Below are 14,806 nucleotides of genomic sequence, written 5' to 3'. Positions count from 1 at the left end.
CACCGTTTCAGGCCGCGAGCAATGTCGTACCTGTCGGGCACCGTTGAAACGGGGGATCTTGGCGGCGCCCGTTTTGAAAGCAACCGCCGGAAATGCGGCCCGTATTCGGTCCCCATTCACACCAGATACAGAAAACGGCGGCCCCTGGCAATCCCAATCGGAATGCCCGGGGCCGCCGTGATCCGGTCCTACAGGACCAGACCGGCTTCCTCGTCTTCGTCCACGGCCGCCTGTGCGAACTGGGCCTCATAGAGCCTGGCGTATGCGCCGCCGGTGGTCAGCAGCTGTTCGTGGCTGCCCTGTTCGACCACCTGGCCGTGCTCCATCACCACGATCACGTCGGCGTCGCGAATGGTCGAGAGCCGGTGGGCGATCACGAAACTCGTGCGGCCCTGGCGCAGCGCCACCATGCCCTGCTGCACCAGCATCTCCGTGCGCGTGTCCACCGAACTCGTCGCCTCGTCCAGGATCAGGATCGACGGATCGATCAGGAACGCCCTGGCGATGGTGAGGAGCTGCCGCTCGCCCGCGCTCAGACTGCCCTCCTCATCGGTACCGACCACTGTGTCGTAGCCGTCCGGGAGAGTCCGGATGAAGTGGTCGGCGTGCGCGGCCGAAGCCGCCGCCACCACCTCCTCGCGGGTGGCCTCGGGCCGGCCGTAGGCGATGTTCTCGGCGATCGTGCCGCCGAACAGCCAGGTGTCCTGCAGGACCATCCCGATCCGCTGCCGCAGCCGCGCCCGCTCCACGGCCGCGATATCGGTGCCGTCCACCGTGATCCGGCCCGCGTCCAGGTCGTAGAAGCGCATCAGCAGGTTCACCAGCGTGGTCTTCCCGGCGCCGGTCGGACCGACGATGGCCACCGTCTGGCCCGGCTCGGCGGACAGCCACAGGTGCTCGATGAGCGGCTCCTCGCTCAGGTACCGGAACGACACGTCCTCGAACGCGACCCGCCCCTCGACCGTGTCCAGAGCCCGCACCCCGAGATCATCGGCCGCGGTGACCGGCTCCGGGGACTGGTCGTCCGCGTCGAGCAGTTCGAAGACCCGCTCGCCGGAGGCCACCGCGGACTGAATCTGCCCGAACATGGCGGCCAGCATGTTCAACGGGTTCGAGAACTGCCCGGTGTACTGGATGAACGCCTGGATCTGCCCGAAACTCAGTGCACCCGCGGCGACCTGGAGGCCGCCCACGACGGCCACCATCACATAGGTGAACGACCCCAGGAAGAACATGATGGGGCCCAGCAGCCCGGACACCCATTGGGCCCGCACTCCCGAGGAGTGCAGCTCCTCGTTGTGCCGCTTGAAGGTTTCGGCGCCCTCGGCCTGGCGGCCGAACAGCGTCACCAGCTGGTGCCCGGTGATCATCTCCTCGATGTGGCCGTTGAGCTTGCCGGTGGCGCCCCACTGCTTTGCGAAGCGCGGCTGGGATCGCTTGCCGATCACCCTGGCGGCCACGACCGTCAGCGGCAGGGTCAGGATCACCACCAGGGTCAGCAGCGGCGAGATCGTCAGCATGACCAGCGGCACCCCGACGAGGAACAGCACCCCCTGGATCAGCCGCTGCGTCACCGTCTGCACCGTCTGCGTCAGATTGTCGATGTCGTTGGTGGCCCGCGACAGCACCTCACCGCGGGTACGGGTGTCGAAGTACCGCAGCGGCAGCGAGGCGATCTTGGCGTCGGTGTCGGCCCGCAGGCCGAACGCGATCCCCTGCGCCAGCTTGGCGATCGCCCGGCCGTTGAAGACCGTGAGGGCGAACGTCGCGAGCGACACCGCCGCAGCCCCGCCGAGGGTCCACGTCAGCGAGGAGAAGTCCACCCCGCCCGAGTTCACGCCCCGGATCGCCAGGTCCGTCGCATTGCCCAGCAGCGTCGGAACGAGCAGCATTCCGCCGACCATGAGCAGCCCGAACCCGAAGATCGAGGCCAGGCGGAGCCGGTCGCCCTTGATGAGCGCCACGATCCGGAGGGCGGTGCCGCGGAAGTCGCTCGGTTTCGATGTGGCCGGGGCGCCGGCCCGCGGCCCTCCTGGCATGCTCACGCCGCCTCCTGAAGGGTGAGTTGGGAATTGACGATCTCGGCATACACCGGATTTGACTCCAGCAGCTCCTCGTGGGTGCCGGTTCCGGCCACCCTGCCCGCTTCGAGCACCACGATCCGGTCGGCATCGCGGATTGTGGACACGCGCTGCGCCACGATCACCTGCGAGGCATCGGCGATCTCCACCGACAGGGCCTTGCGCAGGGCCGCGTCCGTCGCGGTGTCCAAGGCGGAGAACGAGTCGTCGAACAGGTAGATCTTGGGGCGGGCCACCAGGGCCCGCGCGATCGCCAGGCGCTGGCGCTGGCCGCCGGAGACGGTGGTGCCGCCCTGGCCGATCACGGTTTCCAGCCCGTCGGGCATGGCGCGCACGAAGTCGGCCGCCTGCGCGGTCTCCAGGGCCCGCCACAGCGTCGCGTCGTCTGCGTTCGGGTCGCCGTAGCGCAGGTTCGAGGCGACGGTGCCGGAGAAGAGGTAGGCGCGCTGGGGGACCATGCCGATGCTCCGAGCGATGACGGACCTGTCCAGCTCGCGCACGTCGACGCCGTCGATACGCACCGATCCCGACTCGCCGTCGAACAGGCGGGGGATCAGGTTGAGCAGGGTGCTCTTGCCAGCGCCGGTGGAGCCGATGACCGCGGTGGTCTGGCCGGGCCGGGCGATGAGGTCGACCTCTCGCAGCACCGGCGACTCGGCCCCGTCATAGCGGTAGGTCACGGCCTTGACGTCGAGTTCCCCGAGCCCAGCCAGTTCGGTGACGGGTGCGTCGGGCACGGACACGCTCGGCTCGGTGTCGAGGACCTCGCGGATGCGGGCGGCGGCGACCTTGGCCCGCGGGGCCATCATGAACACGCCCATCGACATCATGACTGCGCCGAGGATCTGGCCGGCGTAGGTCAGGAAGGCGATCAGGGTGCCGATCTGCATGGAGCCGTTCGCGATCTGGTTCGCGCCGACCCACACGATCGCGATGGAGGCAAGGTTGCCGCAGAGCATGGCGGTGGCACCGAAGAACGCCTGAACCCGGCCGGCCTTGAGTGAGGCGGCGGTCAGGTTCTCGTTGTCCTCGGCGAATCGCCGCTGCTCGTGGTCGTCGCGGACGAAGGCGCGGATGACCCGGATGCCGGTGATGTGCTCGCGCATCACCTGGTTCACCGCGTCGATGTACCGCTGCATCAGGCGGCTGGCGGGGATCATCGCGCGGATGATGAAGACGATCGCGATCGTCGCGATCGGTATGAACGCCAGCAGCACGCCGGAGAGCGGCACGTCGAGGTTCAGCGCCAGCGCCAGCCCGCCGACGGCGGTGATCGGTGCGATCAGGAGCATGGTGAGCCCCATGATGAGCAGCGACTGGATCTGCTGGACGTCGTTGGTGGTCCGGGTGATCAGCGAGGGCGCGCCGAAGCGGTCGATCTCGCGGCCCGAGAACCGCTGCACCTGACCGAACACCGCGCGGCGCAGGTCGCGGCCGAGCGCCATCGAGGCGCGGGCGCCGAAGTAGACCGCGAACGCCGCCGCGATGATCTGGACGAAGGTCACGCCGATCATGACCGCGCCGTGCCGCAGCACGTAGTCGGTGTCGCCGGTGGCCACGCCCTTGTCGACGAGGTCGGCGTTGAGCGTCGGCACGTACAGCATCGCGATGGTCTGCACGACCTGGAAGACCACCGTCAGTGCGATGAGTCTGCGGTGGGGTCGGAGGTATTCGCCGAGGAGGCGGAGGAGCCCGCCCTCGGGCTGCGGGCTCTCCCCAGGGATGGTGTGGTCCCTGTTCCGCTCGGGAGATGGAGGTGGGTTTCCTGTCATGCGAGCTAACGTAGCAGAATAAATGGACCGGGTACAACTTTTTATTTGGTTCAAAGTTTGATCTGGTACACTGAAAGAGTGGAACACCGGAACGGCCTGCGGGAACGCAAGAAGAACGCCACCTGGGAGCTGCTCAGGAACACCGCGATCGACCTCTTTGAGGAGCGCGGTTACGACAATGTCTCCGTCGCCCAGGTCGCGGCCGCCGCGGAGGTCTCGAAGGCCACGGTGTTCAACTACTTCCCGGCCAAGGAAGACCTCGTCATCGGCGGCATGAAGCACCACGTCGGGGACGACGCCCGCGTGGTGCGCGAGCGCGCCAAGGGGCAGACGCCCCACGCCGCGCTGCGCGAGCACTTCCTCCGGCTGCTGGAGGCAGGGGCGCCGCAGACGGGGCTGAGCGGGAATCCCATGTACCTGCGGATCCAGCAACTGCTCATGTCCTCACCGACGCTGCTGATGACCACGATGGGCTACCGCCGGCACAGCTCGGTCCTGCTCTCCGAAGTCCTCATCGAGGAGGGGCACGAGGACTTGACCGCGCGCCTGGTCGCCTCGCAGCTCATGCACACCAAGAACATCCTCGCAGAGGTCAATGTGCACCACATCCTGGAGGGACGGACGGTCGAGGAGCTCCGGCCCGGTGCGATCACGGCCGCCGAGCACGCCTTCGGACTGCTCGAACACGGAATCGGCGACCTCATGCGGCGCGAGACCGAGCCGCAGCCCACCGATGTCGCGTTCGGTCCGGAAGGCTGCCGGGTCGAGTACGCGGTGGACGATCCCGAGACCCGCGAACCCAGCGCGCTCCGCGAGGCGACCGACGAGATGCTGCGATCGCTGGCCAGTCCCGATGGGCCGCTTCGCGAGGCGAGGGACAAGATGCTGAAGTCGATCACCGAACGCGGTAAGGACTGACCCGGCGCCGGGTTCGGGCCGGGAGCGGGCCCGGACGTGCCGATGCTCACGATCGGGCCGTCAGCCGAGTCGTCCGATGCGGCTGGGGCACAGCGATACTAGACTGCGTCGCATGGCTGCTATCGACCATCTTGTCCTCGCCACACCCGACCTCGCCTCCACTGTCGCCGAGGTCGCCGCCCTGACCGGAACCGAACCCGTCCCCGGCGGCGCGCACCCCGGGCTCGGCACCAGGAACCACCTGCTCGGGCTCGGTGAGGGCGCCTATCTGGAGATCGTCGGGCCCGATCCCGAACAGCCCGAACCGGAACGGCCGCGGCCCTTCGGCATCGACGGCCTCACCGAATCGCGGATAGTGACGTGGGCGGTGCGGGTCGAGAACCTCGACGCGGCCTGCGCGGGCTCCCGCGAGGCCGGGTACGACCCGGGTGAGGCGTGGTCGATGTCGCGCCGCACCCCGGCCGGCGGCGAGCTGCAATGGCGGCTCACCCTCGACCGGGAGCGCGGGCACCGCGGGCTCATCCCGTTCCTCATCGACTGGGGGCGTGCGGCGCACCCCTCGGCGAACCTCCCGACGGTCCCGCTCGTCAGCTTGGAGGCCATCCACCCCGATCCCGGCTCGATCGAGGTGCCGCTCAAGGCGATCGGCACGCATCTCCTGATCAAACCCGGCAATCGCCAGGCCCTACAGGCCACCCTGTTCGGCGAGACCGGCCTGGTCGTCCTCCACTGAGACCGGTCAGGCGGCCGGGCGGGAGGCTTTGAGCGAGAACATCAGCGGCAGGTTCGGCTTCCCCTGCGGTGTGGTCAGGAAGCCGTGCTCCCCTGGCACCAGTCCGGCGAAGCGCCGGAACAGGGTGAAGTCGTGCTCGTGGAGGAACTCCAGGCGCAACCCGGCCGCGCTGATCGCGGTGACGATGTCGCCGAGGGTGTGGGCCCGTTCGAAACTGACGTTGTTGACGGTCCTCGCCTCGAAGTCGGTGTAGGTGCCCGGCGCGTCCGTGACCATCGGTTCGGACTTGAAGTAGTCCTCCAGGATCTCGGTCCCGTTCTCCCAACCGAGGACGTGCGTGAACGGATGGAACTCGGCGACGTACAGGAACCCGCCGGGAGCGACGAGAGAAGCGGCCGTCTCGGCCCACTTCCAGATGTCGGGCAGCCAGTCCAGCGCGCCGATCCCGGTGTAGACGATGTCGTAGTCGGCGTCGGGCACCGCCAAGGGGGCCTGGTACACGTCGGAGACGACGAACTCGGCCCGATCGCGACCGATGCCGATGTCCTCCGCGAGGCCCTGCGCGGTCGCGATGGCCGGGGCCGAGAAATCGAGACCCACCACCTTCGCCGCCCCGCGCCTCGCCCACGACAAAGTGTCCTGTCCCATGTGGCACTGCAGATGCAGGAGCCGCTTGCCGGTGACGTCGCCGATCTCTTCCTCCTCGAAGGGACAGATCGTGTTCTTGCCGTCTCGGAAGGCGTCCTGGTCGTACATTTCACTGGCGGCATGGATCGGGACGCGCTCGTCCCACATCGCGCGGTTTGCCTCTCGCCACTGGCTCCAGTCGGGCTCGTTACTCATGCCGATTACTGTTGCAGTAGGTGATCGGCTCCGCAATCGTTTTAGGCGACGGCGGTCGTTCGGCGGGCGCCGGGGAAGTCCGAGACATAGCTCCAGCCGATCGACTCGTACAGCCCCCGGCCCTCGTCGCTGCCGACCAGGATGCCATGGGTCATGCCCAGATCGAGCGCGCGATCAGTGAGCGCGCGCATGATCGCGGTCCCCAGGCCGCGGCGCCGGTGCTCGGGCTCGGTGATGACCTTGTCGAAGACGCCGAACTCACCGGTCTGCCCGAGTCGGGCCGACGCCGCCTGGTTCCCGTCGGCGTCGTAGGCCGCGGCCACCAGCAGCTCACCGATGACGGCCACCTGGACCCGGTAGCCGGCCGGGGCCTCGATGGGCTGGCGCGCGAACGCGACGGCCATCAAGTGTCCATTGTCGTCCAGACTCCAATCGGGGGAGAGCGCCTCGCGCAGCAGCGGGACGGGGCCCGCGATCTTGATCTCCTCGCGGTACCCGGTCAGGGTCTTGCCGAGCGCCGCGAGGGAATCGGGGGTGTAGTCGTGGAGGACGTGCCGGATGCGGTCGCCCGGGCCATTGACGTAGCACGAATAGCCACCGGGAACGGGGACGGGAGGCGGGGTCAGGCGCGAGACCGCCCGGCCCCGGCCCCAGGCCATGACCAGGTCCGGAACGGCCGCGGGCGCAAGGAGATCGAGGGGTGCTGGTGCGGGGTTCGAATTCGACACCGACTCATCTTATTGCATAAAGATTGCAATAAGCAATCTCCGGGGTCCGGCTCACCGGCGCCAGTACTTCACCGTGGTCGGCGCCGGCCACTTCGCGCCGGTCGTCCTGATCGGCTGCGGATCGGGATCGGCCAGCTTGAAGTCGAAGGCGCGGAGCAGGTGCGCCAGGATCACCGTCATCTCCAGGTAGGCGAACCGCATGCCCAGGCACCGGTGCAGGCCGCCGCCGAATCCGATGAGCCGGCGCAGCTGGGACGGATCGTCCTCGAAGCGGTCGGGCACGAAGCGGTCGGGCTCGGGGAACTCCTCTTCCAAGCGGTGCGTGGCGGAGGGGCTGAGCATGACGATCGTGTCGGCCGGAACGTAGTGGCCGTCGATGGTCATCGGCTCGGTCGTGCTGCGGGCCAGCATGAACGCCACCGGGTGCAGCCGCTCGGACTCGTGCAGGCACCGGTCCAGGTGGGCGAGCCGCCTGACATCCGCCGCTCCCATGGCCTCCGGCATCGCCTCGGCCTCCGCCCGGGCCCGGTCGAGTTCGTCGGGGTTCCGCAGCAGGTCGATGAGCCCCCAGGCCAGGTGGCCGGTGGTGGTCTCGTGCCCGGCCCAGACCAGCATGATGATCAGGTGGACGAGGACCTCGTCGGGCACCGGCGTGCCGTCCTCGTAGGTCGCCCGCACGAACGCGTCGAGGAAGTCCCCGCCATCGCCGGGCGCGGCGCGGCGGCTGTCGATGATCGCCTGGATCCGGGCGCGGATGCGCCGCCCGGCGGAACGGCTGCGCAGTAGGTGCGGAGCCGGAAGCCAACCGGGCGTGATGAAGTCGGCCCCCTCCGAGAAGCGGCGGAACTCCTCGAACCAGTCGGTGCTGCTGTCGGCGAAGCGCTCGCCCAGGAACGAGTGGGCGGCGACGCGCATGACCAGCGGGCCGAACCCCTCGGTCAGTTCGAACTCGCCGCTGTCACCGAGCTCGGCGATGAAATCGCGGGAGGCGTCCTCCATGACCTTGACGTAGCCGTCGAGTTGGCGCCCTTGGAAACGCGGCAGGACCACGTCGCGCTGGCGCCGGTATTCGGCGCGATCGGCGAAGAAGTAGAAGTCGGGGCTGAACATCCGCAGGAAGAACGGGTAGGCGGTGCGGATCGACAGCTTGCGGTCGGTCTCGGCGAAGGCGAGCTTATTGTGCTCGGTCCCGAGGAGGACCACGGCGTCCCGCATCGGCAGGTTGAGCCGGAACACCCGGCCGTGTTCGCGGTGGCCGCGGCGCATCAGGCCGAGCGGGTCCCGGCCGAGTTCGATGCTGTGGCCGATCACCGGGTGGGATCCGGAGGCGGCGGGGATCGATATGCGCGTGTTCACTTGTTACCTCATTGCTCGCTTTGGTCCTGGTTGACGAGAACTGCCGGTGGGGATCAACTTGGCCATAGCGCATCGGCCGGTGGTGTAGCCGAATGCTCATGGATCGTAACCTTTGTCGCGACCGCGAGGCAATACCCGAGACTTACTCGGCACCACTCGCCACTCGAATTGTCGGTGGTGGTGCGTACGCTCGAAGCCGCGAAAAGGGGGTAGCAGTGAGTGAAGGTGCGACCATCGGGGACGACGGATTGGCGCGGTGCCCGTGGGGTGCCGAGCCGGCGATCTACCGCGAATACCACGACACCGAGTGGGGGCGTCCGATCCGGGGCGACGACGAGCTGTTCGAGCGGATCAGCCTGGAGGCGTTCCAATCGGGGCTGTCGTGGCTGACGATCCTGCGCAAGCGCGAGGCCTTCCGGGCGGCGTTCGCCGGATTCCGGATCGAGGCGGTGGCGGCCTTCACCGAGGAGGACGAGGCGCGGCTGCTCGATGACGCGGGGATCGTGCGCAACCGCGCCAAGATCGCCGCGACCATCGCCAATGCGCGGGCCGCGCAGCGGCTCGACGGGGGACTGACCGAGCTGATCTGGTCGTTCGCCCCTCCACAGCGGGAGCGGCCGAAGGCGATCGGGGAGATCCCGGCGGTGACACCCGAATCGACGGCGCTGTCCAAGGCGCTCAAGAAACAGGGGTTCCGCTTCGTGGGTCCTACGACGGCCTACGCGATGATGCAGGCGATCGGCATGGTGGACGACCACTTGGCCGAATGCCACACGGAGCCGGAGCGCCGTTAGCGGGCCCGACAGGGGGTAGGGCGCGAGGTCAAGATGGCGGTCGTCGACCGGCCTGCGAAACGGGCGGCGGCGCCGACTGTCACTGCCGCCACGACCACCGGGGCCACCGCTAGGGCGAGGTGGCCGTTCGCGCGGGGCCGCACCTTAAGCCACGGGCGCGGTCGATCCGCGGATGACCACTCGGCACTGCGTCGTCTGGACGCCGCGGGCGTGCTCGTTGTCGATGGCGTCGAACATGGCGCGGGCGGCGGTGCGGCCGAGCTCCTCCAAGTTCATGTCCACACTGGTCAATCCGGGGCGCGATCCGGTGGCGACGACCTCCCAGTTGTCGAAGCCCATCACGGCCACGTCCTCGGGTACGGCCCGACCGCGTTCGCGCAGCGTGTCGAGCACGCCGCGGGCAACCTGGTCCGAGCCGCAGAGGATCGCGTCGAGCTCGGGGTGCCGGTCGAGCACCAGGCCCGCCGCCGCTCGGCCCCAGCCCTCCGACCAGGTGCCGTAGGCGACCTCGCCGACCGGTTCCAGGCCCGCCGCCTCGAGCGCGGCCTCGGCGCCGACCACGCGATCGCGCGCGGCGCTGTAGTCGCGGTCGCCGCTGATGTGCGCGATCCTGGTGCGGCCGCAGGCGATCAGGTGTTCCACGGCCATCCGGCCCGCACCCACGTTGTCGGGCACGATCGACAGGTCGGCCGGGTCCTCGGAGGGCGCGTAGGCGTAGACGACCGGCACATCCACGCCCTCGACCAGGGGCGGGCGCGGATCGGTGCTGCTGCCGACCACGATGAGACCGTCGACGCGACGGCTGACCAGGGCCTGCACGTGGTGTCGCTCGCGGATCGCGTCGCCGCGCGCATCGCACAGGAACACCGAGACCTGGCCGGCGCCGAAGGCGTCCTCGGCGCCCATGAGGATCGGGAGGCTGAAGCGCCCCACCAGGTCCGAGGTGAGCAGGCCGACGGTGCCGCTGCGTCCGGCCAGCAGGCCGCGCGCGAGCGAGTTGGGGGAGAACGAGAGTTGCTGCGCGGCTTCGAGGACGCGCGCGCGGGTCTGGGCGTGCACGTGGTTGCGGCCGTTGAGGGCCTTGGAGGCCGTGGCGACCGAGACGCCCGCAAGGCGCGCCACATCGGACAGTGTGGCGGCGCGGGCGCCGCGAGAAGCCGGGGATCTGGCCACGTCGTCCTCCTTCTGCCGGGCACCCCTGTCCGAATCGGGCCGCCGCACCCTACAGGATATATCCTATAGGGTTTTCGGGCCGTGCCGTTTCGGTGGGGGTCGGATCGACTGTAGCCGAACCACGCCAAGACTGCCGCACCGGCTTTCACGGTATCCCCATAGGTCCATTCTCTTCGAGGAATTCATCGCAATCAATGCATTGACAGCGGAGGTTCCGGGCCTTTAGCATCGTGGGCGACGAAGGTTCCGAAAAGGTTTTCGGTCGCTTTCGGCACCCCGACTCGTCCCCCGCCCCACACGGAGGCACGCAATGGCGCAACGGCATCCGTCCACCACGCTTCTAGCGACGGCGACCACCCTCGTCCTCACCGTCGGATTCGTCGCCGCGGCGGCGCCGGCCTCCGCCGAGCAGACGATCGGCTATCCCGTCTTCACCGGCGGCGACGCCGTCCCCGACGAACCGGTCGAGTACACCACCGACGCGATGCTCCCGGCGATGTTCGAGGCCGAGGCCGAGGCCGACGGCACCGACTTCTGGATGGACAGGCTCCTGGCCCGCGAGGGCGCCGATCCCGCCGGCGACGAGTGGCTGATGACTCGGGGCCGGGCGCTATTGATGCGGGTCCACGACCCGGACGTCATCGGTTTCGGCGGCCAGTTCGCCTACTACGACCCGTACTTCGACCGCACCAGCAATGCCGACGGCTTCACCGTCGACTTCGGCGACACCGAGTTCACCGAGGTCGTGGACGAGCGCGTCCAGACGCCCAGTCACTGGAGCAGCGTCCACGAGAGCGGCGACCTCCGGGCCACGGTCGAAAAGTTCATCACCGACAACAATGTCGCGGTCGCGAACGTGACCGTCAGCAATGCGGGCGACGCGGCCACCCTTCCGATCACCGTCGAGTCCGACTTCGCCTGGCAGGCCGAAGGCGACGAGCTGACCGGAGTCCTCGACGCCCAGAACTCCCAGGGCGAGCGCCTCACCACCGTCTTCCCGCGCCTGTCCGGCACCGGATTGGCACCCGAGGGCGCTGCTCTCACCGGCGAAATCGAACTGGCCCAAGGCGAATCGACCACCTTCAAGGTCCAGCTCGGCATGATCGCCGACGAGATCCCCGAATCGACCACCGAGTACGAGGCCTACGCGGGCGCCGCCCCCGAGGACGCCTTCGCCGAGCACGTCCGCACCTACAACCAGTGGTGGGCGGACAACATCCCCTACTTCGACGTGCCCGACGAGGAGATGAAGAAGTTCATCTACTACCGCTGGTGGTTGATGCGCTACAACTACCTCGACGCCGACATTCCGGGCAACGACTTTCAGTTCCCCACCTCCATCGAGGGCGTCACCGGCTACAACAACGCCATCGCGCTGACGGTCCCGATGTTCATCGACGACCTGAAGTACCTGCGCGACCCCGCCTACTCCTACGGACCCTGGGTCTCCACCGGCGAGAGCTCCGGCGGCGGGCGCTTCATGGACAATCCCGGCGACCCCGAGAACTGGTCGAACTCCTACACCCAGTACATCTCAGAGGCCGCCTGGCGCTCCTACCAGATCCACGGCGGCCAGGCCCCGATCGTGGAGAACCTCGCCGAATACGCCGAGGGCGACGTCAAGGGCCAACTGGAGGAGTTCGACACCAACGGCAACGGGCTCATCGAATACGACTGGGGCGCGATGACCGGCAATGACGCCGACGCCGTCTCGTTCCACTGGCGCGAAGGCAATCTCGACCGCGCCGAGTCCGCCTACCAGTACTCGGGCGCCCAGGCCGCCTCCGAGGCCTACGCGCTCCTCGGCGAGGACGCCAAGGCCGACGAGATGAGCGAGCTCGCCGGGACCATCCAGGGCGCCATCACCGATGAACTCTGGAACCCCGACACACAGCTGTTCGAGCACGTCCACGTCGAGTCCGGCGAGCACGTGCCGTGGAAGGAGATCAACAACTACTACCCGTTCTCTGTCGGCGCCGTCCCCAACGAGGAGCCCTACACCGACGCGCTGCGGCTGTTCGAGGACCCCGAGCAGTACCCGCTGTTCCCCTTCTACACCGCGAACCAGGCCGACAAGGCCGAAGCCGCCGAGGCGGGCTTCCCCGGCTCGAACAACTTCTCCCAAATCAACTCGACAGTCCAGTTCAGACTGTTCTCGTCCGTGCTTCGGAACTACGACCAGGACGCGATCACCGCCGAGGACTATAAGAGGCTCCTGTACTGGAACGCCTGGTCGACCTACATCGGCGGGGATGTGAACTGGCCCGACGCCAACGAGTTCTGGGCCGACTGGAACCCCGAGAGCGAGCAGATCGACTACCGCTCCTGGATCCACCACACCACCCTCGGCTCCAGCATCTGGACCGTGGTCGAGGACGCGATGGGCCTGCGCCCCCGCACCGACGACAAGGTCGAACTCTCGCCGATCGACATCGACTGGGACCACTTCACCCTCAACAATGTCCGCTACCGCGACTCCGACCTCACCATCACGTGGGACGAGCCCGGCGACGGCAATGAGTACTACGAGGGCGCGCCCGAGGGCTACTCGGTGTTCATCGACGGCGACCTGGCCTTCACCGTGGACAGTCTGGTCGGGGCGGTCTGGGACCCCGACACCGGCGAGGTCGAGCTGGCCGGCGGCGAGGGCGAGGTGCTCTTCAGTACCGCCAGCCCCGGTCTGTCCGCCCCGATCGAGGTGGAGCAGGACGGTCGCGTCGCCGACATCTTCGCCAAGGCCGGCGCCGACCTCCACGTCGACGCCGAGAATCTGGCGGAGGGTGCCACCGCCAGCGCCTCCCACACCGCCGATGGCAGCAGCGTGGAGGGAGCGGTCGACGGCACCACCGTCAATGCTCCCTACTGGTCCAGCGCCGGTTCGGGCAATGACTCCGACTGGTACGAAGTGGACTTCGGCGAACCCGAGAAGGTCGATCAGGCGCGGCTCTACTTCTACCGCGACCGGACCCCCACCGGCCTGCTCGAACCATCTACCTACCAGGTCCAGTACCACGACGGCACCGACTGGGTGAACGTCCCGGACCAGGCCAGGGATCCCGCGATCCCGCGCGCCAACTACAACCGGGTGAGCTTCGGCGAGGTCACCACCGACCGGCTGCGCGTCGTCATGGACCACCAGGACGCCCACGCCACCGGACTCAAGGAGTTCCAGGCCTTCCGATCGGGTGAGGGCCCCGATCCACAGGGCAACGCCGCGCCGTATGTGGTGGCGAGACAGGACCTGGACTTCAATCGGCCCATGCAGGCCCGCCTCGCCGGCACCGTCAAGGACGACGCCCTCCCCGCAGAGGGCACCCTCGCCAGCGAATGGTCGCTCGTGGAAGGACCCGGTTCGGTCGTCTTCGCCGACGCGCAGGCGGCGACCACCGTCGCCACCTTCACCGAGCCGGGGGAATACACGCTCGAACTGGCCGCCGACGACGGCGAACTCCAAAGCGCCGCAAGCCTCCACGTCAATGTCGCCGAAACCGGCGACACCTCCAACGCCGCCCTGTGGGCCACCCCCACCGCCTCCTACACCTCGTCCTGGGAGAACGTCACCGCCGTCAATGACGGCATCGACCCGGCCCAGTCCAACGACGGCGAGAACCCGCGCTGGGGCACCTGGCCCGAGACCGGTGAGCAGTGGCTCCAGTACGACTGGGACACGCCCATCCGGTTGAACGCCTCCGACCTGTACTTCCTGGACGACGGCGGCGGCGTGCGAGTCCCGGCCGAATGGAAGCTCCAGTACCGGGGCGCCGACGAGGAATGGGTCGACGTGGCCGCGCGGGGCGAGTACGGCACGGCGCCCGACCAGTACAACTCGGTGTCTTTCGACCCGGTCACCACCACCGGTGTGCGCGCGGTCCTCCAGAGCGGCGAGGGCTCCGTCGGGGCCCTGGAATGGAAGGTCTCCGCCGAGATTCCGGAGACCGTGCGGCACGTCGACCAGCCGACGGTCGCCGGGACCGTTCCCGAACTGCCCCAGACCGTCACGTGCGTGTACGCCGACGGCACCCGCGTCGACTACCCGGTCGTCTGGGAGCAGCTGACCGAGGAGGACGTGGCCACCCCGGCCACCACCACAGACGCCGGCGGACTCGTCACCGGGCTCGGCCTGCCGGCCACCGCCACCGTCCACGTCAGACTCACGAACGAGGTCGAGATCACCGCCCTCGAACCCGAGGACGTCACCACCGTCGCCGGCGCCGCACCGCAGCTGCCGCCCACCGTCACCGCCGTCTACAACGACGGCTCCAAGGACAATGTGACCACCGCCGTCACCTGGGACGACATCGACCCGTCGCAGTACGCCGAACCCGGCACCTTCACCGTCTCCGGCACCGTCGAGGGCACCTCACGGACCGCCGAAGCCACCGTCCACGTCATCGAATCAAGCTGAACT

10 protein-coding genes are annotated in these 14,806 nt (G+C 68.3%); 4 read left to right on the top strand and 6 right to left on the bottom strand.

Annotation, left to right across the window (positions count from 1 at the left end; genetic code table 11):
- Window positions 1–188 precede the first annotated feature (188 nt).
- Window positions 189–2,039, bottom strand: a complete 1,851-nt coding sequence (locus FAB82_RS20785) for an ABC transporter ATP-binding protein (protein WP_136536576.1) — start codon at window positions 2,037–2,039, stop codon at window positions 189–191.
- A gap of 2 nt (window positions 2,040–2,041) precedes the next feature.
- Complete coding sequence (locus FAB82_RS20780) at window positions 2,042–3,853, bottom strand: ABC transporter ATP-binding protein (protein ID WP_136536472.1); 1,812 nt, start codon at window positions 3,851–3,853, stop codon at window positions 2,042–2,044.
- Window positions 3,854–3,931: 78 nt separating this feature from the next.
- On the opposite strand from FAB82_RS20780, the gene FAB82_RS20775 reads away from it, so the two are divergent.
- Window positions 3,932–4,771, top strand: coding sequence for a TetR/AcrR family transcriptional regulator (locus FAB82_RS20775; RefSeq protein WP_136536471.1), 840 nt, complete (start codon window positions 3,932–3,934; stop codon window positions 4,769–4,771).
- Window positions 4,772–4,883: 112 nt separating this feature from the next.
- Window positions 4,884–5,504 carry a VOC family protein gene (locus FAB82_RS20770; RefSeq protein ID WP_136536470.1) on the top strand — a complete coding sequence of 207 codons (621 nt, stop codon included), beginning with the start codon at window positions 4,884–4,886 and terminating at the stop codon, window positions 5,502–5,504.
- A gap of 6 nt (window positions 5,505–5,510) precedes the next feature.
- On the opposite strand, the gene FAB82_RS20765 is transcribed toward FAB82_RS20770, so the two are convergent.
- The 3 genes from FAB82_RS20765 to FAB82_RS20755 are packed head-to-tail and all read right to left on the bottom strand — an operon-like array spanning window position 5,511 to window position 8,431.
- Window positions 5,511–6,347, bottom strand: a complete 837-nt coding sequence (locus FAB82_RS20765; RefSeq protein WP_136536469.1) for a class I SAM-dependent methyltransferase — start codon at window positions 6,345–6,347, stop codon at window positions 5,511–5,513.
- A gap of 41 nt (window positions 6,348–6,388) precedes the next feature.
- Window positions 6,389–7,075 carry a GNAT family N-acetyltransferase gene (locus FAB82_RS20760; RefSeq protein ID WP_136536468.1) on the bottom strand — a complete coding sequence of 229 codons (687 nt, stop codon included), beginning with the start codon at window positions 7,073–7,075 and terminating at the stop codon, window positions 6,389–6,391.
- Between the two features lie 51 nt (window positions 7,076–7,126).
- The gene (locus FAB82_RS20755; RefSeq protein WP_211116730.1) at window positions 7,127–8,431 is read right to left on the bottom strand and encodes a cytochrome P450; all 1,305 of its coding nucleotides are present in this window, start codon (window positions 8,429–8,431) and stop codon (window positions 7,127–7,129) included.
- A gap of 215 nt (window positions 8,432–8,646) precedes the next feature.
- On the opposite strand from FAB82_RS20755, the gene FAB82_RS20750 reads away from it, so the two are divergent.
- The gene (locus FAB82_RS20750; protein WP_281276929.1) at window positions 8,647–9,225 is read left to right on the top strand and encodes a DNA-3-methyladenine glycosylase I; all 579 of its coding nucleotides are present in this window, start codon (window positions 8,647–8,649) and stop codon (window positions 9,223–9,225) included.
- Between the two features lie 144 nt (window positions 9,226–9,369).
- Here the strand turns inward: FAB82_RS20750 and FAB82_RS20745 are convergent, their stop codons facing one another.
- Entirely contained in the window at window positions 9,370–10,398 is a 1,029-nt protein-coding gene (locus FAB82_RS20745; RefSeq protein ID WP_136536466.1) for a LacI family DNA-binding transcriptional regulator, read from the bottom strand.
- A 310-nt stretch (window positions 10,399–10,708) separates the two neighbouring features.
- Between FAB82_RS20745 and FAB82_RS20740 the strand changes: the two genes are divergently transcribed.
- On the top strand, window positions 10,709–14,803 hold the full coding sequence (locus FAB82_RS20740; RefSeq protein ID WP_136536465.1) for an Ig-like domain-containing protein: 4,095 nt from the start codon (window positions 10,709–10,711) through the stop codon (window positions 14,801–14,803).
- Window positions 14,804–14,806 lie beyond the last annotated feature (3 nt).

Source organism: Glycomyces buryatensis (assembly GCF_004912275.1).
GTDB lineage: Bacteria > Actinomycetota > Actinomycetes > Mycobacteriales > Micromonosporaceae > Glycomyces > Glycomyces buryatensis.
Note: the sequence above shows the minus strand (reverse complement) of the source record. Positions and strands in the feature narration are given on the sequence as shown.